This window comes from Desulfoluna sp. CYM3A (assembly GCF_056829965.1).
Genome location: NZ_CP186556.1, coordinates 5507138 through 5531614, shown reverse-complemented (window position 1 = coordinate 5531614; position 24477 = coordinate 5507138). Strand labels below are relative to the sequence as shown.

Below are 24477 nucleotides of genomic sequence, written 5' to 3'. Positions count from 1 at the left end.
GATACAACGGCCCGTACCCAAGCACCGTGGATCGCCCGGGCGCTCTTTTTCCAAAAAAAGGGCGCCCGGGGATCATGGGAGAATCAGGGGACTTGCCGTCTGGGCTAGTTGCCCGTAAAAACCGGTTTTCGTTTTTCCGCAAAGGCGGTAAACGCTTCAATCAAATCGTGGGACGGAATGATGTTTGAGCTTATGGAAGCCACGTACTTGAGCCCCTCGGCCACAGTGGATTCGGTGGCGTGGTTGAGGACGTCCTTGGAGGCCTGCACCGCAATGGGCGGGTTGGCCGCGATGGTGTCGGCCATGGCCTGGGCCTCGGCAAACAGGGTGTCAACGTCCTTGTACACCTCATTGACCAGGTTGACATCCAGGGCGCGTTGGGAATCAATGCTCTTGGCCGTGTAGGCCATCTCCCGGGTCACCCCCTGGCCCACAATGAAGGGGAGGCGCTGGAGCACGCCCACGTCGGCCACAAAACCAATGGCGGTCTCCTTGAGGCAGAAGGTGGCGTCTTCCGTGCAGAGACGTATGTCGCAGGCGGTGACAAAATCGAGGCCGGCTCCGATGCAGTGGCCGTGAATGGCCGCGATCACGGGCTTGCGGCACTTCTCCATGGCGCTCATGGTCTCCTGGAGAGGGTAGATCTTTTTAAGGAGCTTCCACTTGAGCCCCCCTTTCTGCTCGTTCTCCATCAGCTCGGGCATAGCGCCCACCATGCCGATGAGGTCGATGCCCGCGCAGAAGCAATCCCCCTTGCCCGCCACCACGATGGCGCGGATCTCAGGGTCTTCGTCCAGCTCCTTGAACACGGCCGGGGAGTCCATCCAGGCGTCCTGGCTCATGGCGTTCTTTTTGTCCGCCCTGTTAAACCATACCCAGGCCACATGGCCTTTCTTTTCCACCAGATAGTACGTGCTTTCGCTCATCTCTTCCTTACTCCTTCTCTGTCGTTACACCAGAATCATCGCGTATCCATATCATCAGAGTCGTTTCCACTCATGCCAACGAAGGTCGAAGGTATCCCGTAACTATAGTACACTATCTAACCAAGATCAATCGGCATCCACCTTCCCGCCCCCTGCCGAATATGCTATGGTTCGCGAATGCTCCTCCCCCGTACCCCGGGGGATCACATTCCCTTGCGGGCAGTGCCCGTAAAGAAGGTTGACGCGCCCCAACCATGGATGTTGCGCCAGCATCCCGGTGAGATGCGTATGCCGCCAGTGGATCGCCTTGTGAAAAAATGAGGAGCCGAACGAACGTTTTTTAAAACCTGTTTATCAAACCCGACTTATAAAATCGGGCAAAAGTTTGGCCACCGGCAGGGCCGCCGGAGGCATGCGTTGACCATAACCCCAATAAAGAGAGACGTCGCAACACGGCAACACGAGCTATGACCACCATACCTGAAACCATAAAAACCCCCATCACCATCGGGGGCAAAGAGATCCCCAACCGCCTCTTCCTGGCCCCCCTTGCCGGTCTCGGCCACGTGGCCATGCGGCAGATCATCGACGAATTCGGCGGCTGCGGCCTCTTCTTCTCGGAGATGTGCAGCGCCAAGGCCCTGCCAGGAGAAAACCGGCTCATCTCCCCCATGTTCCGCTGGCGGGACCAGGAGGCCAAGCGCCTTGTCATGCAGATCGTGGGTGCCGCCCCACAGGAGATGGCCCTTGCCGCCGAGCGCATTGAAAAAGAAGGTCTTTTCGGAGTGGACATCAACTTCGGCTGCTCCGTGGCCGGTATCTGCAAAAAGGAGAGCGGGGCCGCTGTTCTCCGTGACCCCGACCGGGCCGAGGCCATCGTCCGAGAGGTCCGCAACGCCACCACCCTGCCCCTGTTCGTCAAGTACCGCACGGGCTGGACAGACGACCCTGTCTTTGCCTCGGACATGGCAAAACGCTTTGAAGACGCCGGTGCCGACGCCCTGGTCTTTCACCCCAGGGTCTCGCCGGACCGCCGCAGCCGTCCCCCGAAGTGGCAGCACATAAAAGCCGTGAAGGAGGGCGTCACCATCCCCGTCTTCGGCAACGGCAACGTCTTCACCCCGGCGGACCTTACCCGCATGGTGGACACCACCGGCTGCGACGGTGTCTCCCTGGGACGCATCGCCATTGCCCGGCCCTTTGTCTTTGCCGAGATGCTGGAGGGCAAGAGCTTCGGCCCCGACATCTACCCCCAGGTGGCACTGCGCTTCCTCGATCTGGTGGAAGAGGCCTTTGACCCGGCTTACGCCGTGCGCCTTTTCAAGAAATTTGTCATCTATTTTTCCGCCAACTTCAAATTCGGCCACCCCGTGTTCAAACAACTCGCCTACGCCGACACCCTGGACGGCCTGCGGGAAAACGTCCGCCAGACCTTTGCCGAACCCCTGGACCTGGCCGCCACTCCCAACCTCAACCTCTTTACGGCCTGATCAAAAAGCCTTCAGGCTCCATTCTTTTGATCCGATAAGAAACGTGTCTGATAAAAATGTACCGAATTCAGCTTATGCCTCCGGCGGGTCGCTTTTTGAAAAAAGCTCCGCAAAAACGTTCCGGTTGCATCGTCTTCTGCCGCCCTGCCCCGTTGGGGCTGGGCGGCAGAAGACGATGCCTGTTCGTTACGCTCAAAACAGTCAGGTAATCGGTAACGTTCGGCCGGGCTGCCGGAGGCGATTTTCAGCTAAATAGTTACATAAAAATAAGCCTTTTCTGATTTGATCAGTATGTGGAGCCTTACCCCATGTTGCGTGAAATTTACGTCGACTTAAACAACGTCTTTCTCTCCCTGTCCGATGCCATCGACCTGGCCAACCCGAGCATAGCCTGCCACCAGATGCGCTGTGCCTACATCGTCTGGCAAATGGGAAAAGCCGCCAAACTCTCCAAAGAGCGCATCAAGCGGCTCTACATGGCGGCCCTGCTCCACGACATCGGGGCCATGACCCCCAAGGACAAAATACGGCTCCACACCTTTGAGGAATCGGACATCCTGGCCCACTGCCTCCGGGGTGAGGTCCTCTTCGAATCCGTCCCCCTGCTGGCCCCGGCCGCGCCCCTTATCCGCCACCACCACCGCAACTGGAGCGACTGTGAGGCCCCCATCGGGGACCCGGACGTCCTCGACGCCCAGATCCTCCACCTGGCAGACTGGGTGGAAAGGCTTATTCAACGGGACGCCTTTATCCTCAGCCAGATGGAGGTCATCACCACACAGATCCGCACCATGGAGCACACCGTCTTTCACCCGGACGTCGTGGAGCTCTTCATCCGCACCTCGGACCGGGAGGAGTTCTGGCTGGACCTCTCCTCAACCCGGCTCTACGGCCTGCTCCTTCGAAACGGCCCCTTGCGGTCCATCGAGACCCCCATTGAAGAGATCGGCTCCATTGCCCGGGTCATACAGAAACTCATCGACTTCCGGTCCCCCTTCACCGCCACCCACTCCGCGGGCGTGGCCGAATGCGCTTCCCTTCTCACCCATCACTTCGGCTACATGGAGAGCGAAGTCAAACTCATGCGCCTGGCAGGCCACTTCCACGACCTGGGCAAGCTCATCATCCCCAATGCCATCCTGGAAAAGCCGGGCAAGCTCACCCGGGAAGAGTTCCAGGTGATGCAGGACACCGAAATTCACCTACGAGGTAATCCACTCCATCGACCGCCTGGAGCGGGTGGCCGAATGGGCGGCCTTTCACCACGAAAAACTCGACGGCACCGGCTACCCCTTCCGCGTGGGGGCTGAAAAGATCAACACCGGCGCCCGCATCATGGCTGTTGCCGACATCTTCACCGCCCTCACCGAAGACCGCCCCTACCGCACCGGCATGCCCCTGGACAAAGCCCTGGGCATCCTGAAAAGCCAGGCAGACAACGGCAAAATCGAACCCCGGGTGGTGAGCCTCTTGGGCGACCACGCCAAAGAGATCTCCCAACAGGTCAAGGCCACCCAACTCGAATCCATGCGCTTCTACACCGAACACTTCACCGACGCCGTCCTCGCCGAGCATCACGTGGCCTAAGTTAGAAAATGCCTCCGGCGGCGAGGTGAGCCACCTCGAAAGCTGATTGCCCTTGCGGGCAAAGCCCGCCAGGGAATGCGATGGGCCTGAGGAACGAAGGCCCGAGAGCATTCCCGAACCTGAGGTGCAGGGGCTCAGCCCCTGCCCGCCGGAGGCGATTTTCCATTTTTTTCCACCAACCAAAAACCCCCGCCCCTGTGTTCACAGGAGCGGGGGTTTTTTGATTCGGCATCACGCCGATGGAGAGGCGCTTTGGTGGGGTTTAGAGTGCGTCGGCGTAGAGTTCGATGACGTGTTTGACGGCCACGTGGTCGTGGGCCTGGGAGAGCATGTCTGTCATCTGCATCATGCAGGCCGGGCACCCGGTGGTGACCACGTCGGCGCCGGTGGCGAGGATGTTCTCCCGCTTGCGGCCGCCGATGCGGCTGGAGGTGTCGTAGTGGGCCAGGTTGAAGCTGCCGCCGTTGCCGCAGCAGGTGTCGGCCTCGTTCATCTCCACGAACTCGTAGCCGGGAAGGCCTTTAAGGATGGCCCGGGGCTCCTGGGAGACGCCGATGGACTTTTTCAGGTGGCAGGGATCGTGCCAGGTGACTTTTTTGGTCGCTGCCTTGCCTGCCTGGGCGGAGAGATCCACGTTAAAATGTTTCACGAGGAACTCGCTGATGTCCATGGTGCGATTGGCAACCCGCTGGGCCTTTTTCTCCGCCTCAGGAGAGATCTTGGCCGCCATTTTGGGCCAGAGCTTCTTGATGGTGGAGGTGCAGGTGGCGCACGGGGTGACAAGCACGTCGTAGTTGCCACTGGAGAAGGGCTTCAGGTTGTGTTTGAGGAGTTTCAGGAAACTCTCCTCGTCGCCTGAGGCCAGGGTGGGAATTCCGCAGCAGGCCTGGTTCTTGGGCAGGTAGATACCGCATCCGTGGTGTTCCAGCACCTTGATCACGGCGTGGCCCACCTGGGGGAGCATCTTGTCCACCACGCAGCCCGGGTAGAAGGCCACGCGGATGTTTGCGGTGCCCTTGCCCGTGTCCATGCCCGAGTAGTCCTTGCGGAAAGGCCGCTTGGCCAGGGGCATGAAGTGGCGGTCCCCGATGAGGGGGGACATGATCTTGGAACAGGAGGTCCCCAGGAAGGTGTCTGCCTCACTGGTCATAAGCCCCTGGAACTTGGAGCCCATGGAGAGAAGCCCGGAAAAGAGCCTCGGATGTACCAGAGTACCGCGAAAAATGGCCTTTTTCATGGGCGACAGGCCCGATGTAGCCGGTGAGGATGGCCCGGGCCTTGATAAAGATATCGGTAATCTTTACCCCGCTGGGGCAGTTGGCCTCGCAGGAGCCGCACAGGAGGCATTTTTCCAGACGATCCTTGACCTCCACGGGGCTGTCGATCATGCGTTTGGCCAGGCTGTCGATGAGGGCCAGCTTGCCCCTGGCCACGTCCCCTTCCAGCATGGAGTCCTTGAACACGGGGCACACCGACTGGCACATCCCGCAGCGCATGCAGGTCACCAGCAGGTCGTCCAGTTCGGCAAGGGTGGTTCGGAGATTGGCGATGTCTTTCATGGCTTAATCTCCTATGACCTTACCGGGGTTGAGGATGCCCTTGGGATCCACCGCCTGTTTGATCTTGTGGAAATAGGTGAGGGACTTCTCGCCCACCTCCCGGGCCATGAACCCGGCCTTGGCGATGCCGATGCCGTGCTCCCCGGAGAGGGTGCCCCCCAGCTTGAGGGCCAGGTCGAAGATATCCTCGATGGCGGTCTCCACCTTGTGCCACTCTTTTTCGTTTCGGCGATCACACAGGATGGTGGGGTGCAGGTTGCCGTCCCCGGCGTGACCGAAGGTGCCGATGGACAGGCCGTACTTGGCGGCCACGGTGTCCAGGCCGCGCACCATCTCGGGAATCTTGCTCCGGGGCACGGTGGCATCTTCGAGGACCAGGGTGGGCTTGAGCTTGGCCAGGGCCGACAGGGCCGCCCTTCGGGCTTCCCACACCTTGTTCTTCTCCTCTTCGTCCTTGGCCACCTGGATGCGGGTGGCGTTGTGCTTCTTGCAGATCTCCTCCACCTTGGCGGCGTCATCGGCCACCTGGCCTGCGTGGCCATCCACTTCGATGAGCAGGAGGGCCTGGGCCTCGGTGGGCAGGCCTGCCTTGGCGTAGTCTTCCACGGCACGGATGGTGAAGTTGTCCATGAACTCCAGGGTACAGGGGACGATCTTGGCAGCGATGATGGCGGCCACGGACTCGGTGGCATCAGCCACGCTGTCGTAGACGGCCATCATGGACTTGGAGGCGCTGGGGGGCGGAACGAGCTTTAAGGTAATCTCGTTAAAGATCCCCAGGGTCCCTTCGGAGGCCACCATAAGGCCCCCCACATTGTACCCGGTGACACACTTCACGGTCTTGGAGCCGGTCTTCACCAGGTTGCCTTCGGCGTCGAAAAAATCAATGCCCATGAGGTAGTCTTTGGTGACACCGTACTTCAGGCCCCTAAGGCCCCCTGCGTTTTCCGCCACGTTGCCCGCCAGGGTGGAGACCTTCTGGCTGCCCGGGTCCGGGGGATAGAAGAGCCCCTTGGCGGCCACGGCCGCGGCAAAGTCCGCGGTGACCACGCCGGGCTGGACAATGGCGTACATGTCCGCTTCGTTGATCTCGATGATCTTGTTCATGGCGTTGGTCAGAATCACCACGCCGTTTTTAAAGGGGATGGTCCCCCCGGAGAGATTGGTTCCGGCACCGCGCACGGTGACGGGGATGCCGTTTTCGCCGCACAGGCGGATGGCTGAGCCCAGCTGTTCGCTGGAGTCGGGCCGCAGGACCAGCGCAGGCATCACAGGGTCCAGGACCGCTGCGTCGTATGCGTAGTTCATGCGGGTGACTTCGTCACTCATTACGTTTTTCTCACCCAGCAGGGCCTCGAACTCTTTTTTCAAATTCTCAGAAATCATATAGCCCCCTCCCACAGGTTCCTTATGTTTCTTATGGGTTTTTGTCTCACAACTCAGGTCCGGACATGAAAAGGGGGCCCCTGCCGGACCAAGCCTGGTGGGGCCCCCTGGTGTTTTTTATACGTATGGCTTCTGTGCGGCCGGGTTAGAAGACCCCGGGGAACAGAACGTAGCAGAAAACGGTACCGATGGTACCGGCCATGATGCCGTAGAGTACCAGCGGAATCATGGTGCGCCGAATGATGGTGCCTTCCATGCCCACCAGACCTACGGTGGCGGAGACCGCAACCACGTTGTGGACACAGATCATGTTGCCCATGGCACCGCCCACGCCCTGGAGGGCGACAATGATCTCACGGCTGGCGCCGATGGTGGTGGCCAGGCCGTACTGGAAGTCGGCAAACAGAAGGTCGGACACGGTACAGGAGCCGGTGATAAAGGATCCCAGTGCACCCACATAGGATGCAAACATGGGCCATGTCTTACCGGTGATGGACGCCACAGCCTCTGCCATGGTCAAGGGCAGGGAGCTGTAGCCCAGGACGTTGTGCCCGGACTGCTTCATGATTTCTACCATGGCCACGGCAAAGAGCATGGCGATGGTGGGGTTCTTCATGCGGATGAAGCTCTCTTTCCATGCGCCGATAGCTTTTTCCGCCGGAATTTTGTGGAGAGCGATGGTGATGAGGGCCACCAGCATGAACGGAATGGTACCGGGCAGGTAAAGGAGCTTGGTGGCAAAGTTAACGCTTTCATACCCCAGGATATGGGGGAAGCTGATTACCCATGAGGTGACCCATCCCTTAAAGGGCAGGGAACTTAAGCGGGTAAGCACCAGGATCACGGCAATAAGAACATAGGGCATCCAGGCCATGAGCTGGCTCATGCGGGGCTTGAGATCCGTTTTGCCGGGCTCGATTTCACCGACCCAATCCTTGTCCCAGGAAGCGCGCTCGCCAAACTCCCAGATCTCTTCAGGCATGAAGAGCCCTTTTTTGGCGGCGGTCACAACAATACCGAGGCTCACGAGGCCACCGATAAGAGAAGGGAATTCAACGCCGACCAGAAAGGCGGTGGAGAGATAGACAACATCGAAGGTAACAGCGGTAAAAAGAGCAAATTTCCAGGCGCCCAGGCCTTCACTCCATTTCTTGTTCTTGCCGAAATAGCGGGTCAAAAAGCAGATCACGAAGACGAGAAGGAAGCAGGCGATGATGGCGTGGGTGATGGCGGCCCACTGGCCCACATGCTTGAGGAACCCATCAAAGGTGGTGAAACCGGTCTCGACAGCTCCGTCCGCCAGGGCCTGCTCGATGGGGGTTCGAAGGGTTTTAAAACCGAACCAGACCGGGGTACCGACGGCGCCAAAGGTTACGGGAACAGAGTTAAAGATCAGGCACACACACACCGCCGCCAGGGCGGGGAACCCCAGTCCCAGAAGCAACGGGGCCGCGATGGCTGCCGGCGTACCGAAACCTGCCGCACCTTCGATAAAGGCACCGAAGGTAAAGGCGATGATGATGGTCTGGATTCGGCGGTCCCGGGAGATTCCCAGGAACCCGTAACTGATCGTCTCCATGGCCCCGCTCACCTGCATGGTATACAGGATGATGATAGCCCCGAAGACGATGATCAAGACGTTAACGGCACTTCCGAAACCCGCAAGGGTCGACGCCGCAACAAAACCGGCCGGCATCTTCCAGACGGCCATGGCAATCACGGCACAGGCGGCCCAGGCCAAGGGCATCGCCTTGGTGGCAGGCCATTTCATACCAACCATGAAGATCAGTACGATGGCAATGGGAATAAAGGCAATGAGTGCTAATACACCTAACGACATTTCAAATCCCCCTAACTTTAGATTTGAGTGCGATGAACCCTGCACGTGCAGAGCATGTTAGGTACCCACGTTCACCCGCCTACACCATGGGGACGGCCCCGAGCCGTAAGAGAAGGAATGCAGATAAAGCCACAAAACGCTTCCACACCCGAGTTTCAATTTCCGTGCCTACAGCCCATCCTTTTTTGTTTCGCCTTATCCGACGCGACGTTAGCCAGGGCCGGGGGTTGAATATCGTCCCGGGCGTGTAACGGTGTTCCCCTTAAAAACGCTCGGCCCTTTCCCGAAAAACAAACCGGTCTGACCAATTTCCCGGGATTTCCATGCGTGGGACGGTTCCAAAAAAAGGACTTCCTGTACCATCTACTCCGCCCCGGGCCTTCGGGGCTTTTGGCTTCTCCGCCATGGAACATGCCGACGAGCAACCCGAGATATCCCATCGTATTCACCTGAAATAGAAGAGTAAGCCGCCATCAGGCGAGTTGCCGATCCCGCCCCAAAAAGCAACTGGTTTCAGGTAGAATCGGCCGGGTCTTTTTTTGCGGACCCACTGCCCGGGGAGGGGGCGGCGCCCTTTCTCCTCATTGCCAGGTGGTGTAAGGTGATGAGGAACATCCGGTGTTTTCCACGCCACGGGGCCTTCGGGTTCCCGATCCCATCCCGGCCGGGGTCTTCCAAAGCGCTCACAGCACGTCACGGGAAGCCAAACCAGGGAACACTGGAAGGGGAGCGGCTGGCATGGATCTTGAACATTCAATTCTGTAGGGAGAGGCGAGGATCAAGGGGTACGGGAGCGTCCCCATGGACACATGGTACGGCGGGCGTTTTCCGGTATGCTTTGTCCATAATACGCTGATTTTCCGAAAAAAGGTACCATTGAGCAAACAGGATCCAAAAAGAGAGAGGAAGGTCATGATTCGCACGGTTACCCTCTGGCTGGCAGCAGCCGCGGCTATTTTCCTGACAGCCACACCGGCGTTGGCCGGTAAGACCAATGTGCTGATCCTCAACTCCTATGAAAACGGCTACGCGTGGTCCGACAAGATCCTGGAGGTCTGGTTAGGCCTTCAAAGAAAGCGGCGTGCCCATTGAGCTGCAGGTGGAGTACATGGACTCCAAAAGGTACCGGGGCGATGCCGTGGAGGAGACCCTGCTGGCCCTGTACCGGCACAAGCTCACCTTTTTCCGCCCCGATATCGTCATCGTCTCGGACAACAACGCCTTCCGATTTGCCGTCACCCACCGCCAGGCCCTCTTCCCGGAGGTCCCCATCGTCTTCTGCGGGGTCAACAACTACAGCCCGGAACTGCTCCAGGGCCAGACCAAGATCACCGGTGTGGCCGAGTCCGTGGATATCTCGGGCAACATCGACATCGCCCTGAAGCTTCACCCCACCCGCAACCGCATCGTGGTGATCACCGACTCGTCGGCCACGGGGGTGGCGGTGAGCAGTGAGATCCGGGAGATCTATCCCGACGCCCACCGGCAGCTGCACATCGAATTCATCAACATGGCCAACCGGGACAACCTCTTTCAAACGGTCCGCGGGGCCACCGACGACACCATCTTCTTTTTCATTCCCCAGTACAGCGCAGGGGACGGCACCTTTTACGGCACCGCCGACATCGTTCCCGACCTGGAGAAAAACTCCCGGGCCCCCATCTACAGCTTCTGGAAATTCATGGTGGGCGAAGGGACGATGGGGGGCCGTGTCACCAGCGGTCGCCTCCACGGCGAGACCGCTGCCCACATGGCCCTGGAGATCCTGAGCGGAACCCCGGTCTCGGAGCTTCCTGTCTCCTACGACGCCCAGTACAGCTGGATCTTTGACCACAATCAGCTCAAAAAATTCAACATCCCCCTGACCGCCCTGCCCGACGAAGCCGAGATCCTCAACATGCCCCAGCCCTTTTACCGGCTGAACCGGGAGCTCTTCTGGGTGCTGGTGGTGAGCTTTGTCACCCTCACCGTGGTGCTGATCTTCCTGGTCATGAACATCATCATGCGCCGCCGGGTGGAGGAGGACTTAAAGGACCAGCTCTCCTTTCTGGAGATCTTCATGGAGACCGTGCCCGTCCCCATCTATGTCAAGGACCTCAACGGCCACTACCAGGGGGTGAACCGGGAATTTGAAAAGTGGTTCGGGGTAACCCGCGCAGAAATCCTGGGCCACACCGACGACCTCTTCTACCCCAAGGGGGTCCCGCCCCTTTCCGATGAGAGCGACACCCACCTTACCGCGGAAAACGGCATCCGGGCCCACCACGCAAGCATCTTCAAGCACGGCAGCGACAACCATCACGTGATCCTGCACAAAGCCACCTACCGCAACGCCAAAAACGAAATCTGCGGGCTCGTGGGGGCCATTCTGGACATCAACGACATGAAAAAGGCGCAATGGGACCTGCAGAAGGCCGAGGAGCGGTACCGGAGCATCTTTGAAAACGCCACCAAGGGCATCTTTCTCTCCGATCTTTCCGGCCGCCTCCTGAACATCAACAACGCCTTTGCCCAGATGCTGGGGTACGACGGGCGAAAGGAGGCCCTGGCCCATGTCGACAAGATCGAAAACCACTACGCCACCGAGGAGACCCGGAAAAAGCTCCGGGAGATGATCCGAAAGGGCGACACCATCCAGGGGCTGGAGATCGAATTCTACACCATCGGCGGCAAAAAGCGGTGGGCATCCCTCAATGCAGGCCTGGTGAGGAACAAGCACGGAGAGATGGAGCACATCGAGGGCATCGGCGAGGACATCACCCAGAGAAAACTTGCGGAGATCGCCATGGAGGAGTCCAAGAACAAACTCCAGATCGTCCTGGACAACATCCCCCAGCTGGTCTACTGGCAGGACCCCTCCCTTACGTACGTGGGGGGCAACCGCTCCTTTAAGCTCTTCTACGACCTGGACCCGGCCCAAGAGGTCAACGTCACCTATACGGATCTCATGGCCGAGCCCGAGGACATTCGCAACTCCTGCGAGGTGGATCGCACTGTTATCCGCTCAGCATCCCCTCGTTACCGGATCCGCCGCAACATCAAAAAGCGCAACGGCAAGGAGGTGTGCCTGGAGATCAACAAGATCCCCTTGAGCGATGAGCACGGCCACATCACGGGCATCCTGGGCACGGCCGAAGACATCACCAAGAAGGTGAACCTGGAAAAGCAGCTCGTGCAGTCCCAGAAAATGGAGGCCCTGGGCACCCTCTCCGGGGGCATCGCCCACGACTTCAACAACATCCTGACCTCCATCATCAACTCCACGGAGCTGGCCCTGGAGGACATCGACCCCACGGCCATGGCCGCCGACGACCTCAAACGGGTCCTCAAGGCCAGCTCCCGGGGCAGCGAGCTGGTCAACCGCATCCTGGCCTTCAGCCGCCCGTCCCGGGAGGAACACCAGATCGTCAACGTCACCGACGTGGTGGCCGAGGCCCTCTCCCTGTTCCGCTCCACCATTCCGGGGAACATCGAACTCAATGAGATCAAGAAGTGTTCGGAGTGCATCTGCCTGGCCGCCCCCACCCAGCTTCACCAGATCATCATGAACCTGTGCACCAACTCGTTTCACGCCATGAAGACCGGGGGCGGCACCATCACCGTCTCCGTGGCTCCGGCCGAGGTGGACGACCACCTGGCCGACCTGCTCAGCATCCAGGCCGGGGAGTACTGCCGCGTCACGGTCTCGGACAACGGCCCGGGCATCCCTTCAGAACTCATGGACAAGATCTTCGACCCCTTCTTCACCACCAAGGAGAAGGGGGTGGGAACAGGCCTTGGCCTTGCCGTGGTTCATGGTATACTCAAGGGACACCGCGGGGGCATCCACGTCAGCAGCCTGCCCGGCATCGAAACCACCTTCGACATCTACCTGCCGAGGACGGAGAAACCCGATGTCCCGGCAGCCCAGCGCTCTTTCTCCCCTGCCACGGGCAGGGGCACCATCCTGTTCGTGGAGGATGACGAGGAGCAGCAACAAACCGTTCCCCGGGTTCTGGAGCGCCTGGGGTATCAAGTGCTGGTGGCTGGTGACGCCGCCACAGCCCTTGCCATCATCACCGCCCAGACCGAGGCCGTTGACCTGGTGATCACCGATTTTGACATGCCGGGGGACAACGGTTTTGTCCTTGCCGCCAAGCTCTGCAACATCGTACCGGCCTGCCCTGTCATCATCGTTTCGGGCCGCCAGAAAAGCCTCTCCATGGATCGCACGGAAAACGTCCGGAGCGTTCTGATCAAACCCTACAACCGCCAAAGCCTGTCCGAGGCCATCAACAGCGCCCTGCATCAGCAGCCCAAGGAGACCCCATGACCACCATCCTCATCATCGACGACGACATCGAGTTCTGCGAAACCATGGAAAGCCTCGTGGGGAGGATGGATCACCGCTGCGTCACCGCCCACACCCTGAAGGCAGGCTCGGACTTTCTCGCCGGAAACGACGTGGACGTGGTGTTCCTCGACGTACGCCTCCCCGACGGCAACGGACTCACGGCCCTGCCCCTCATCAAAAAAGCCCCTTCCGAGCCCGAGGTGATCATCCTTACGGGCCAGGGGGACCCGGACGGCGCGGAGCTGGCCATCCAGGGCGGCGTCTGGGATTACCTGGTGAAGCCCACCTCCATCAAACAGACCCGCCTGAGCCTCTCCAGGGCCCTGAAGTACCGGCAGGAGAAACAGGCCGAGACCCCGGTGGCCCTGAACCTGGACAACATCATCGGGGTGAGCCCGTCCATGCGCAAATGCTTTGACCTGGTGGCCAAGGCCGCCGTCTCCAATTCCCAGGTGCTCATCACTGGAGAAACAGGGACCGGCAAGGAACTCTTTGCCCGGACCATCCACGAAAACAGCGCCCGGGCAGGGCACAACTTTGTCATCGTGGACTGCGCGTCCCTCACCGAGACCCTCCTGGAAAGCACCCTCTTCGGCCACCGCAAAGGGGCCTTCACCGGGGCGGATGCCGACCGCACCGGCCTGGTAAAGGTGGCCGACGGCGGCACCCTCTTTCTGGATGAGGTGGGGGACATGCCCCTGTCCATTCAGCGCTCTTTCTTGCGGGTGCTCCAGGAAAAACGGTTCCGCCCCGTGGGCCAGACCCAGGAGGTGACCAGCAACTTCCGCCTCATCGCCGCCACCAACCGCAATCTGGAAGAGATGGTGGAAAAAGGCCAGTTCCGAAGGGATCTCCTCTTCCGCCTCTGGGCCGTTCACCTGGAGCTGCCCCCCTTGAGAAGCCGCAAAGGGGACATCAAGCGCCTGGCCATGTTCTTTGTGGACCACCTCTGCGAGGAGTACGGTGTGCCCAACAAGGGCTTTGACGCCGAGTTCTTCGAGACCCTCTCCGCCTACGACTGGCCCGGCAACGTCCGGGAACTCTTCAACGTCCTGGAGATGGCCTTCATCACCTCGGGGCGCACCACCACCCTGTATGCCATGGACCTGCCCAGCAACATCCGCATCAAAGTGGCCAAGGCCACCCTCACCCGGGAATCGGCGAGCACACCCGAGGCCGCCCCCGGGGACACCAACCCGCCCGTAAGCCGTATCCTCTCGGAAACCGAAGCCCAGGTGAGCCGCCATTTCGGAAACCGAATTCCGGAGATCAAGGAGTTCAAGGGGATCATGGAAGAGCAGTACCTGCGGGAGCTCATCCGCCACACCGGGGGCAACGCCAAAAAAATCATGCAGATTTCCGGGCTCTCCAAGTCCCATTTTTACACCCTTCTTAAAAAGAAGGAGATCTCCATCTCCTCGGACTAGCCTCCCTTGGCAGGGTTGAGCACCGAATCGGTCAAGGTACCTTCGCCCCTGTGCGCATGCTTTCTGGGGCGAAGGAGGCCCGCCGGTCCTGCCGTGACGTATTTTTTTTACCAGGAAGAGGCGATACCCGAGCCATGAGGCAAACCACTGTTTCCCTTTCGGACGGAGTTCTGAATTTCGGACTTTCGGTCCTATTTTTCATAAGATGCGGCCAAAGGCGGCACGGTTTTTCCGATACACCGGAAGCCCCGTACTCCCAACACCTTACCTATCAACGCGTTACACTTTTCTATTGTGCATGGCATAATATTTGTATATTAACAAAGACAACCTGTTAGATTCTCTTTCTCCTGCTGGGTTTAACAGTGTTACACAGAAATACTCCAAAACTGCGTCTGATGGGGGGGACCCGTCCGGGTCCCCCCCATCAATCTCCCTTCGACCCCCATGCGCAGCGTCCCAAACTTCAGCCGTCTTCCCGTGCAGCACCACCGATGGCCGATCTGCATCCGGCAGCCCGGTTTTTCAATCGACGCACCATGAGCACGGCGGGACACATGAACCGAACAACACGGCTCTTTTCCGGGGCCTTTAACCATCGTCAATGAAAACCGACATCCTGTCTTCCGTGGGTTCCCTTCAGCCGGGGAACCTGAAGCCCGGCATCACCTTTCGGCCCGTCCCCATGGCGACCAGCGGTTGATGCCGGGCTTCATCTTTTTTTTTGGTGCCCAAAGGTGATATACCCCACGGATCGTGAACAGACGCCCTGCCATTCTTGCCGGGACGCCAGGCGGGAATGGTTCCAACGCACAACCGGACGGGTAACGAACCCGTTTTTTAAAGGAGGAACCATGCTCAAACATATTGTGATGCTCAAACTTAAGGACGAGGCCAAAGGCGCCAGCGCCGCGGAAAACGCAAGCAAGCTCAAAGCCATGCTCGACGCCCTGGTGGGCAAGATCGATGAGATTCGGGCCTTTGAAGTGGGGATCAACATCTTCTCCGGAAGCCAGACCGCCCACATCTGCCTCTACTCCGAGTTCGACGATGAAGAGGCCCTGGACCGCTACGCCAACCACCCCGAGCACCAGCGGGTCGTGGCCTTTATCCAGCAGGTGATGAGCGAACGCCGCGTGGTGGATTACCACGTCTGATCCTTATCCCTCTTCCCTTTGTTCACCCCCACAAGGGGGCCGTCCGGTCCCCCTTGTGCCCTACCCGCGTCCACACCGGAGCCCCAGAGGTTCCCGGCCTTCTTCTTCCCCACTTTTTTTGTGCCGCCCCATTGCGTGAAGACCTCCGTCCGCTGGCCTTTTCCATGAGAACTGGGCCCCATTATGCTGCACTGCAACATTTTTATACTTGACACAAGCACAGGCTGCGTTACATTGTTTATCGAAACAATACGAAGATGTTATACATCCACTTCACCCAAGCCAACCCATCCTTAACCCATCCATATAACGGAGGTGCAGCATGAGCGAGACCACCAGTTTTATCCGCAAGGCCTATGAGTTCAACAAAAACGGTTTTGAAAATGCTTACAACGCCATGGGCTCATTCCAGGAGCAGGCAGAAGAGGTCACCCTCCGGCTTATCGGTGACAACCCCCTCTTCCCCGAGCCGGCCAAAAAGATCGTCAAGAGCGGTTTTGATGCATGCAAGCAAGGCCGTGAGACTTTCAAGGGCCAGGTGACCAAGAGCCAGAAGGCCTTCGAAGACCTCTTGACCACAGCCAACCTCTGATCCCGGGCCTTGGGTTAGCCACCGCCTTTTCAAAAACAAAAAAGCCGCCCTTTCCAAGATAATCCGGAAAGGGCGGCTTTTTTTTATTCGACGCGCATCAGGTGATGCGCGTTTTTTTCGTTTTATACGGTGTCAGCTCACCGGGGGCCTACTCGCCGCCCATGTCACGCTCAGCGAGGTGCTTGTACATTTCGTACTTCTTGAGCATGTCCTCTTCGATCTTCGCACGAAGGGCTTTGGACTCTTCGGGGAAGCTCTTTTCCAGGGCTGCGTAACGGTTCTCACCGCCCAGGAACTCCTGGATGGTGCCGTTGGGCTCTTTGGACTCAAAGATGAAGGGGTTCTTGCCTTCGTCTTTGAGGAGGGGGTTGTACCTGTACAGGGGCCAGTAGCCGCACTCAACAGCCAGCTTGGACTCTTCCTGGGTTTTGCCCATGCCTTTCTTGATGCCGTGGTTGATGCACGGAGCATAAGCGATGACCAGTGAGGGACCGGGGTAAGCTTCGGCTTCCAGCAGGGCCTTCAGGGTCTGCTGCTTGTTGGCGCCCATGGAGATGTAGGCCACGTAGACGTAACCGTAGCTCATGGCGATGGCGCCGAGGTCTTTTTTGGAGACCTTCTTGCCGGAGGCTGCGAACTTGGCGATGGAACCGGTGGGGGTAGCCTTGGAGCACTGACCGCCTGTGTTGGAGTAGACTTCGGTATCCATAACGAAGATGTTGATGTCTTCGCCGGAGGCCAGGACGTGGTCCACGCCGCCGAAACCGATGTCGTATGCCCAGCCGTCGCCACCGAAGACCCAGAAGGACTTCTTGGTGAAGAGGTCGGCCTGTGCAGCGATCTCATCGATCAGCTCGTTTTCCAGGGGCTCGACAACCAGGAGGGCTTCCATGGTCTGGCCGGCTTTCTTGGAACCTTCGGCGTCGTCCATGTTCTCGACCCACTCGCCCATGGCAGCCTTGAGCTCATCAGAGATCTCAAGTTCCATGGCAGCCAGGACCTGGTTCTTCAGGGCCTTGCGGCGATGGGTGATGGCAACCTGCTTGCCGTAACCGAACTCTGCAGCGTCCTCAAAGAGGGAGTTGCCCCAGGTGGGACCGAAGCCATCCTTGTTGACGCAGTAGGGAGACGAGGGAGCAGAAGCAGCCCAGATGGAGGAGCAACCGGTGGCGTTGGCCACGAACATGCGGTCCCCGAAGAGCTGGGTGATGAGCTTGACGTAAGGGGTCTCACCGCAACCGGAGCATGCACCGGAGAACTCGAGGAGGGGCTTCTGGAGCTGGCTGCCTTTGACGCTGGTCTTGGGCATAACCTCATCTTTGAACTCGATGGTCTCGGAGAACTCGTGGTTGGGTACTTCAACGGCGGTCTGGGTAGCCAGGGGCTTCATGACCAGGGCAGGGGTCTTGGCAGGGCAGATGTCTGCACAGTTGCCGCAACCCAGGCAGTCCAGGGTGTTGACCTGAATACGGAACTTGTACTTGCCTTTGAGCTCCTTGCCGATGGCGGGCAGGGTGGTGAAGGTTTCGGGTGCGCCTTCCAGCTCCTCATCGGTAGCCACAACGGGCAGGATGGATGCGTGGGGGCAGACAAAGGAGCACTGGTTACACTGGATGCAGTTTTCAGCGATCCACTCGGGAACCTCGATGGCCACACCGCGTTTCTCGTACTGGCTGGTGGCAACGGGGAAGATGCCGTCGGGCTCGAAGGCGCTGACGGGCAGGGTGTCCCCTTTCTGGGCCAGAATGGGCTTCATCACGTCGGTGACGAACTCGGGCAGATCAGCCTGGGCGGGCTTCTCGATCTCAGCTTCGGCCCAGCTCTCGGGAACAGCCACTTCCACGAGCTTGTCCATGGCCTGATCCACGGCTTCGATGTTCATGTTGACGATCTTGTCGCCCTTCTTGCCGTAGGTCTTCTTGATGTCGGCCTTGAGGTACGCGATGGCCTCATCGATGGGAAGCACGTTGGCCAGCTTGAAGAAGGCGGTCTGCATCACCATGTTGATGCGGTTGCGCAGGCCCACTTCACCGGCGATCTTCACGGCGTCGATGGTGTAGAACTTGATCTTCTTGGTGGCCAGGACGCGCTTCATGCTGCCGGGGAGACGGGTCTCCATCTCATCGGCGCTCCAGGAGGAGTTGAGCACGAAGGTGCCGCCCTCTTTGATCCCTTCCAGCACGTCGTACTGGTTGACGTAGGCGGGCACGTGGCAGCCCACGTAGTCGGGGGCGGTGACCAGGTAGGTGGAGCGGATGGGTGTGTCACCGAAACGCAGGTGAGACACGGTGATGCCGCCGGACTTCTTGGAGTCGTAAGAGAAGTAACCCTGGGCAAACTTCTCGGTGTTGTCCCCGATGATTTTGATGGCGCTCTTGTTGGCGCCTACAGTGCCGTCGGAACCGAGGCCCCAGAACTTGGCCTGAACCGTGCCCTCGGCATCGGGGTGAATCTCGTCCACCACGTCAAGGGAGGTGTAGGAGACGTCGTCCTTGATGCCCACGGTGAAGTGGTTCTTGGGTGAGGTGGCCTTCATGTTGTCGTAGACAGCCTTCACCATGGAGGGGGTGAACTCCTTGGAGCCGAGGCCGTAGCGGCCTGCGGTGATCTGGGGAGTCAGGACGTTGCTCTCCATGAAAGCGGTGCAGACGTCGAGGTAGAGGGGGTCGCCGATGGCGCCGCGCTCTTTGGTACGGTCCAGAACGGTGATGCGGTCGCAGGTGGCGGGCAGCACGTTGAGGAAGGCTTCGGTGACAAAGGGACGGTAGAGACGAACCTTGACCAGACCGATGCGCTCGCCCTGGGCAGAGAGGTGATCGATGGTCTCTTCGATGGTCTCACAGGCAGAGCCCATGGCCACGATGACGCGCTCGGCTTCGGGGTGGCCCACGTAGTCGAAGGGGCGGTACTTACGGCCGGTAACCTCGTACACCTTGTCCATGTAATCGGTGACGATGGCGGGGATGGCATCGTAGTAGAGGTTGGCAGCTTCGCAGCCCTGGAAGTAGATGTCGGGGTTCTGGGCGGTGCCGCGGATCTCGGGGTGCTCGGGGTTCATGGCGTTGGCCTTGAACTCCTGAACGGCGTCCATGTTCACCAGCTCTTTAATGGCGTCGTACTCCAGCACGTCGACCTTCTGGATCTCGTGGGAGGTACGGAAGCCGTCGAAGAAGTGGAGGAAGGGCACGCGGCCTTCGATGGTGGCCAGGTGGGCTACCAGGGCCATGTCGTGGGCTTCCTGAACAGAGTTGGAGCAGAGCATGGCAAAACCGGTCTGACGGGTGGCCATGACGTCCTGGTGGTCTCCGAAGATGGAGAGAGCGTGTGAAGCCAGGGCTCGGGCCGTGACATGGAAGACACAAGGGAGCAGCTCCCCTGCGATCTTGTACATGTTGGGGATCATCAGCAGGAGGCCCTGGGAAGCGGTGAAGGTACTGGTCAGCGCACCGGCTGCAATGGCACCGTGAACCGCACCCGCCGCACCGGCTTCGGACTGCATCTCCTTGATGGTGAGGGTTTCGCCGAAGGCGTTCTTCTTACCGCCGGCAGCCCACACATCGGCGTTCTCGCCGATGGGAGTAGAGGGGGTGATCGGATAGATGGCCGCCACGTCGCTCAGGGCATAGGCCACATGGGCCGCTGCCGTGTTACCGTCAATCGTCTTTTTAAACTGTTTCGTCTGATTCACAAGAAGACTCCCTTGTCTTTGTTTGTTCTCATGCCGCAGCCCTGGCTGGTGCGGTCCGCCGGCTGCACCGCCCCGAAGGGGACGGACGGATGCACGTCGTTGTTATATGAACCCCGCCTGAGTTAACGCAAACGGAGTGTGTTGCCTGTGTCGGTGCTGCCGGTTGGCACAAAAATCAAAATCTCTGCCTCCGGCCCCCGGACCAATCAGAAAAAACCGCCTGAAAAACCAGGCAGTTGATTGATATGGGCATTATGAGAAGTCGAAAACCACCCATGCGGAGTGGAATTTTTCATATAAGGAAAGAAGGTGAAAAATGTTCTGGTGTTTTGGCATTACGCCCGCACGGGCGGTTTTCGACAACCCGGGAAACATACAAAAGTCGTGCCACAATTTCAAGCAAACAAAGCTTACCTGCTGGGATCCCGTGATCAAGCAGAATGTACCTTAAAAAAACGACGCAAAAAAAAGGCTATTTCAATAGGAGGTTAGCGTCAGGAGAGGAGGAACCTTGTGGTTGAAACGAAAGGGAAATCAATTTTGCCAAAACACGTTTTTTGGTCCCCAGGGCCCGCATTGGTCGCCCCGGGGACTGTTATCCACGCGAAACAGCCGTCCGTTGCGTATCCCGCGGTGAGCACCATGGACGCCATGACCGATGGCCATACACCCTGTGAACGAAACGTCATGAAATGATCCACGTTACCGGCTGCAACGGGCCTCTCAGGCGGCGTTGCGCCCCTTGGGCCCCGAAAAAGGGACCACAGAAATATATCCGTATATAACCGGCATGTTAATCACATATCCTCCATTTTTAACATCTTTGATTCACCGGGAAAAGTCCGATTTTTCGAACCCCGCGTATGGAAAAAAGGAAGGCCCCGTTCCGGGCAAAGGACCCTTTGGGCCGGCTCCCCTCTGGGGTGGATAAAAAAAACCCGCCCCGGTGACACCATGATCCTGTGGGAGGGGGCTATGGTCGTCAACACCGGGGCGGGCGAGGTCAGAACAATCAAATGTGGTGGGTCTTTTTTCAGCACCCCGTTGCCTTGGGGGGCCAACCGTTTAATACGTTTGACAAACAGGTCGTAAATACCTTTTTTCCGGGTCTCTCTGAAACAAGACCGGCATGTTCCTGAAAAATTTTTTTTCGGATCTTTTTTTAATAAAGCGACCCGCCGAAGGCATAAGCCGACTAATCGGGTGCTAAACCAGGGGGTCACCGGGCACGTTCGTGCCCGGAGCCCCTGCTTATTTCTTTTCCTCCAGCAGAACCTCGGCCATGTGCTTGACGGTGACGTTCATGCCCCGGGCCTTGATGCCGCCTTTGAGCTGGAGCACGCACCCCGGGCAGTCCGTGACCAGGGTGGTTGCCTGGGTGGCTTCCACGTTGTCCAGCTTGTGGGCCAGCATGTTTGTTCGATCATGGGGAAATCCACGGAAAAGGACCCGGAAAAACCGCAGCAGACCTGGCTTTCGTCGCACTCCGTAAAGTTTACCCCGGCTTTTTCAAGAAGGGCCATGGGGGCCTCGGTGACATCCAGGCCCCGCACCAGGTGACAGGGATAGTGGTAGGTCACCTTGCGTCCCAGGTTCATGAAGTCTTCGGCCTTTACTTTGACCACGTCGTTCATAAAGGAGCTGAAGTCGATGAGCTTGTCGGCCATGGCCTGGACATCGGCTGGCACCGCACCCTTGGTTGTCAGGAGCTTGGGAAAGTTCTCCTTGATGTGGGAACCGCAGGAGGCGCACAGGGTCACGATGTAGTCGTAGTTGCCCGCATGAAACGCCTTCACGTTCTGGGCGGCGATCTCCTTGGCCGTGTCCATCTGAGCCATCATCATGGTGGGAAGGCCGCAGCAGGTCTGGTCCATGGGGTAGTCCACGGCGATGTTGTACGCCTCGCAGAGCCTGGCAAAGGCCTTGCCGTGCTCGGGGTAGATGAAATCCCCGGCGCAGCCGCCGAAAAGGGCCACCTTCAGAGCGGGTTTGGTTACCTTGGGTTTCACCTTTTTCCAGTCGTCCCGAAGGGAACGGTCGGCAATGGCCGGAAGGCGCCTGAAGTTGTGCTCTCCCATGAGAAAGGTGGGCAGATGGCGGATGTAAGGCCCTTCGGTGGCCGGGCCCTGGATCTTGGAGGCGGTCTTCAGGGCCGCGTGAAAGAGCCGACGGTTTTTAAGGAGCATGGAGGTCATACGGGTCTTGAAGGGCTTTTTGCCGTCTTCGTCCTGAACCTTGGCGTACACGTTCTTAATAAGGTAGGGCAGATCGATCTTGGACGGGCAGACGCTCTTGCAGGACTGACAGTTGAGGCAGCACTTCACGATCTCCCGGGCTTTTTCCTTGCCGTGGAAAAAAGGCGTGAGGATCAGGCCGATGGCACCGATATACACATGCCCGAAGGTGTGTCCCCCCACCATGCGGTAGATGGGGCAGACGTTGGCGCAGGCCCCGCACCGGATGCATCGGAGGGCCTCGGCAAAGATCGGGTCCTTGGCCAGCTCCAGGCGGCCGTTGTCCAGAAAAACGATGTGCTGGACCTTGCGCCCGGAAGGCCCGGTGGCGCACTCGTTGGTGCCCTTGATCCAGGTGACGTAGGAGGTAAGGGCCTGGCCTGTGGCGTTTCGGGGAAGGATCTTCAGGATCTTCATGGCGGCAGCCATGTCCGGCACCAGCTTGTCAAAGCCCATGAGGGCCACGTGGACCCTGGGCAGGGTGGTGGTGAGGCGGGCGTTGCCTTCGTTGGTCACCAGGCCGATGGCCCCGGTATCTGCGATGGCAAAGTTCCCCCCGGAAACCCCCATGTCCGCGTTGATAAACTTGGGACGCAACTCCTTGCGGGCCACCTTCACCAGACCCTCGATGTCCTCGGGATCCTGCTTTCTGGCGGTAACACCGGAAAAGAGTTCCCCCACCTGGTACCGGGAGAGATGGATGGCGGGCATCACCATGTGGGAGGGGCCTTCGTGGCGCATCTGGATGATCCACTCTCCGAGGTCGGTCTCCACCACCTCGTAGCCGTCCTTTTCCAGGTGGTCGTTAAGGAAGGTCTCTTCGGCGGTCATGGACTTGGACTTGACGATGCTCTTGACGTTGTTCTCTTTGGCGATCTCGGCGATGATCCGGTTGGCCTCGTCGGCATCCCGGGCCACATGGATCACGGTGCCTGCGGCCTCGGCGTTTTTCTTGAAGGCATCAAAAAGCTCGGAGAGATGGGGGATGCCCTCGTCCTTCATGCAGGCCACGTCGTTTCGCAACCCGTCAAGATCGAGCTCGGCAAAGGCGTTGGCACGGGACTGGCGGTAGGCCACGGAAAAGGTGTTGAGGGTCTTGCGCATGAAGTCCTTGTCCAGGGACTCCTTGATCTGCTTTTTAAAGGCTTTATCGGTTTCAGGGGTATGGATCATTTGTCACCTCCGTCCGCAAGGTCTGCCAACAAAATATGAAGTCGTTCAGGCCCGTGCACCCCGATGGTGAGGATCCTCTCGATGTCCGCGGTGCGGCTGGGCCCGGTGATAAAGGCCACGTAGCCCGCGCCCTTTTTGAAATGATCGCTCATGAACCCCTCCAGGGCGTCCATGTCCGGGACCACCTTGTCCGTGGGAAGGACTGCCACATGGGTTTCGCTGAGCATGGTGGCCAGGCGAAGCTCCTCGGAGTCGGAGTTGAGTACCAGGGTGCCGGTGTCGGCGATGCCCCGGTCCGCCCAGGTAAAGGCCGTGTGGATCCCGGTCATGTGGGCCCGCAGGGGGGACTCCAAAAGGACAATCCCCTTTTCGGCGCAGGCAGAGGCCAGGGCCTCACGCGCTTTCCCCTCCATGCCCGGGGCCGCCATGGTGGTGCCGCCCTCCTCCGCCGTCAGATTAACCGCGTAGGTTATCGCCTCATCAAGGGATGCAGCCGGCGCCACAACCGCAGCCACCTTCTCCGCCCCCGCTTTCATGGATTCAAGAATCTCACCCTGACTCACGTTGCCCTCCTTGCTTGTGGATGCCTCGGCCCGGACCGCCCCGCTTATGTGGGGCCCCTGACACGTGCGCCCTCCGTTACCCCGGAGGCCGCCGCCTTAAAACGCCTGGGACCAGGCACCCTTCGTTACCGCCTGAAACGAATCGGGACGTCGTCGTCCCTTCAAACACCCATCGGCGCCTAACGCGCCGAACAGCCTGCTGAACAGCGTTCGTTTCAAAGGCATTGTCCTGATGGCATGGCAACGGCCCGAAGCCCTCTTTCCCCCCGGACCTCTTCCGCGTGTGGAAGCTGGTCACGCGCCTGGGGTTGCCACCATGTCGTCATTGGTACTACCAAAAATTGGTAGTACCAATATGAAGCACACATTACCCCCCTGTCAAGAAAAAATCCAAAACCCACAGGAAATACACCGCCATAACCCGAAAAAGCCACGCCTGATTTGTTTTGATTCCCGGTGCGGATTTTGATAAAACACCAAGTCAGAAGGGGTTCAGCAAAAAGGTACGACCATTTTCAGGCC

At 59.0% G+C, this 24477-nt stretch carries 17 protein-coding genes and 1 pseudogene; 9 read left to right on the top strand and 9 right to left on the bottom strand.

Going from position 1 to position 24477, the window contains the following annotated elements; all coding sequences use genetic code 11:
- Window positions 1–104 precede the first annotated feature (104 nt).
- Window positions 105–926 carry a crotonase/enoyl-CoA hydratase family protein gene (locus tag ACOYW1_RS27940; RefSeq protein ID WP_180138382.1) on the bottom strand — a complete coding sequence of 274 codons (822 nt, stop codon included), beginning with the start codon at window positions 924–926 and terminating at the stop codon, window positions 105–107.
- A gap of 467 nt (window positions 927–1393) precedes the next feature.
- On the opposite strand from ACOYW1_RS27940, the gene ACOYW1_RS27935 reads away from it, so the two are divergent.
- The 3 genes from ACOYW1_RS27935 (at window position 1394) to ACOYW1_RS27925 (ending at window position 4003) form a co-directional block, all read left to right on the top strand.
- Window positions 1394–2416 (top strand): tRNA dihydrouridine synthase, encoded by a 1023-nt coding sequence (locus ACOYW1_RS27935; RefSeq protein WP_482420558.1) that lies wholly within the window; start codon window positions 1394–1396, stop codon window positions 2414–2416.
- A gap of 308 nt (window positions 2417–2724) precedes the next feature.
- Complete coding sequence (locus tag ACOYW1_RS27930; protein ID WP_482420557.1) at window positions 2725–3726, top strand: HD-GYP domain-containing protein; 1002 nt, start codon at window positions 2725–2727, stop codon at window positions 3724–3726.
- A complete protein-coding gene (locus ACOYW1_RS27925; protein WP_482420556.1) occupies window positions 3656–4003 on the top strand; it encodes an HD-GYP domain-containing protein in 348 nt (115 codons plus the stop codon). Before ACOYW1_RS27930 ends, ACOYW1_RS27925 begins: the two co-directional genes overlap by 71 nt.
- Window positions 4004–4265: 262 nt before the next feature.
- Here ACOYW1_RS27925 and ACOYW1_RS27920 read toward each other — a convergent pair whose 3' ends face one another.
- The 4 genes from ACOYW1_RS27920 to ACOYW1_RS27905 all read right to left on the bottom strand — a co-directional run bounded on the left by ACOYW1_RS27920 (window position 4266) and on the right by ACOYW1_RS27905 (window position 8788).
- Window positions 4266–5240, bottom strand: a complete 975-nt coding sequence (locus ACOYW1_RS27920; protein ID WP_482420555.1) for a (Fe-S)-binding protein — start codon at window positions 5238–5240, stop codon at window positions 4266–4268.
- Window positions 5143–5562, bottom strand: coding sequence for a 4Fe-4S dicluster domain-containing protein (locus ACOYW1_RS27915; protein ID WP_482420554.1), 420 nt, complete (start codon window positions 5560–5562; stop codon window positions 5143–5145). Before ACOYW1_RS27915 ends, ACOYW1_RS27920 begins: the two co-directional genes overlap by 98 nt.
- Window positions 5563–5565: 3 nt before the next feature.
- Entirely contained in the window at window positions 5566–6948 is a 1383-nt protein-coding gene (locus ACOYW1_RS27910; protein ID WP_180138375.1) for an FAD-binding oxidoreductase, read from the bottom strand.
- A gap of 145 nt (window positions 6949–7093) precedes the next feature.
- Entirely contained in the window at window positions 7094–8788 is a 1695-nt protein-coding gene (locus tag ACOYW1_RS27905) for an L-lactate permease (RefSeq protein WP_482418638.1), read from the bottom strand.
- A gap of 912 nt (window positions 8789–9700) precedes the next feature.
- Between ACOYW1_RS27905 and ACOYW1_RS27900 the strand changes: the two genes are divergently transcribed.
- The 5 genes from ACOYW1_RS27900 to ACOYW1_RS27880 all read left to right on the top strand — a co-directional run bounded on the left by ACOYW1_RS27900 (window position 9701) and on the right by ACOYW1_RS27880 (window position 16297).
- Window positions 9701–9880: a hypothetical protein gene (locus ACOYW1_RS27900; RefSeq protein ID WP_482420553.1), complete on the top strand. Its 180-nt coding sequence runs from the start codon at window positions 9701–9703 to the stop codon at window positions 9878–9880.
- Window positions 9870–13100, top strand: coding sequence for an ABC transporter substrate binding protein (locus ACOYW1_RS27895; RefSeq protein WP_482420552.1), 3231 nt, complete (start codon window positions 9870–9872; stop codon window positions 13098–13100). The genes ACOYW1_RS27900 and ACOYW1_RS27895 overlap by 11 nt, the downstream gene beginning before the upstream one ends.
- Window positions 13097–14548, top strand: a complete 1452-nt coding sequence (locus ACOYW1_RS27890) for a sigma-54-dependent transcriptional regulator (RefSeq protein WP_482418636.1) — start codon at window positions 13097–13099, stop codon at window positions 14546–14548. Before ACOYW1_RS27895 ends, ACOYW1_RS27890 begins: the two co-directional genes overlap by 4 nt.
- An 854-nt stretch (window positions 14549–15402) precedes the next feature.
- Window positions 15403–15705, top strand: a complete 303-nt coding sequence (locus ACOYW1_RS27885; RefSeq protein ID WP_482420551.1) for a Dabb family protein — start codon at window positions 15403–15405, stop codon at window positions 15703–15705.
- A 322-nt stretch (window positions 15706–16027) separates the two neighbouring features.
- Window positions 16028–16297 carry a hypothetical protein gene (locus ACOYW1_RS27880; RefSeq protein WP_180138370.1) on the top strand — a complete coding sequence of 90 codons (270 nt, stop codon included), beginning with the start codon at window positions 16028–16030 and terminating at the stop codon, window positions 16295–16297.
- Window positions 16298–16445: 148 nt separating this feature from the next.
- Here the strand turns inward: ACOYW1_RS27880 and nifJ are convergent, their stop codons facing one another.
- Complete coding sequence (gene nifJ / locus ACOYW1_RS27875) at window positions 16446–19985, bottom strand: pyruvate:ferredoxin (flavodoxin) oxidoreductase (RefSeq protein WP_482418634.1); 3540 nt, start codon at window positions 19983–19985, stop codon at window positions 16446–16448.
- A 309-nt stretch (window positions 19986–20294) separates the two neighbouring features.
- Here nifJ and ACOYW1_RS27870 point away from each other — a divergent pair, with 309 nt between their 5' ends.
- The gene (locus ACOYW1_RS27870; RefSeq protein WP_482418633.1) at window positions 20295–20477 is read left to right on the top strand and encodes a hypothetical protein; all 183 of its coding nucleotides are present in this window, start codon (window positions 20295–20297) and stop codon (window positions 20475–20477) included.
- Between the two features lie 759 nt (window positions 20478–21236).
- Here the strand turns inward: ACOYW1_RS27870 and ACOYW1_RS27865 are convergent.
- From ACOYW1_RS27865 to ACOYW1_RS27855, 3 genes and pseudogenes are all read right to left on the bottom strand, one after another.
- On the bottom strand, window positions 21237–21398 hold the full coding sequence (locus ACOYW1_RS27865) for a heterodisulfide reductase-related iron-sulfur binding cluster (RefSeq protein ID WP_482420550.1): 162 nt from the start codon (window positions 21396–21398) through the stop codon (window positions 21237–21239).
- 62 nt (window positions 21399–21460) lie between these two features.
- Window positions 21461–23323: pseudogene (gene ldhH / locus ACOYW1_RS27860) on the bottom strand (L-lactate dehydrogenase (quinone) large subunit LdhH); the annotation flags it as partial.
- 65 nt (window positions 23324–23388) lie between these two features.
- Entirely contained in the window at window positions 23389–23955 is a 567-nt protein-coding gene (locus ACOYW1_RS27855; protein ID WP_482420549.1) for a LutC/YkgG family protein, read from the bottom strand.
- Window positions 23956–24477 lie beyond the last annotated feature (522 nt).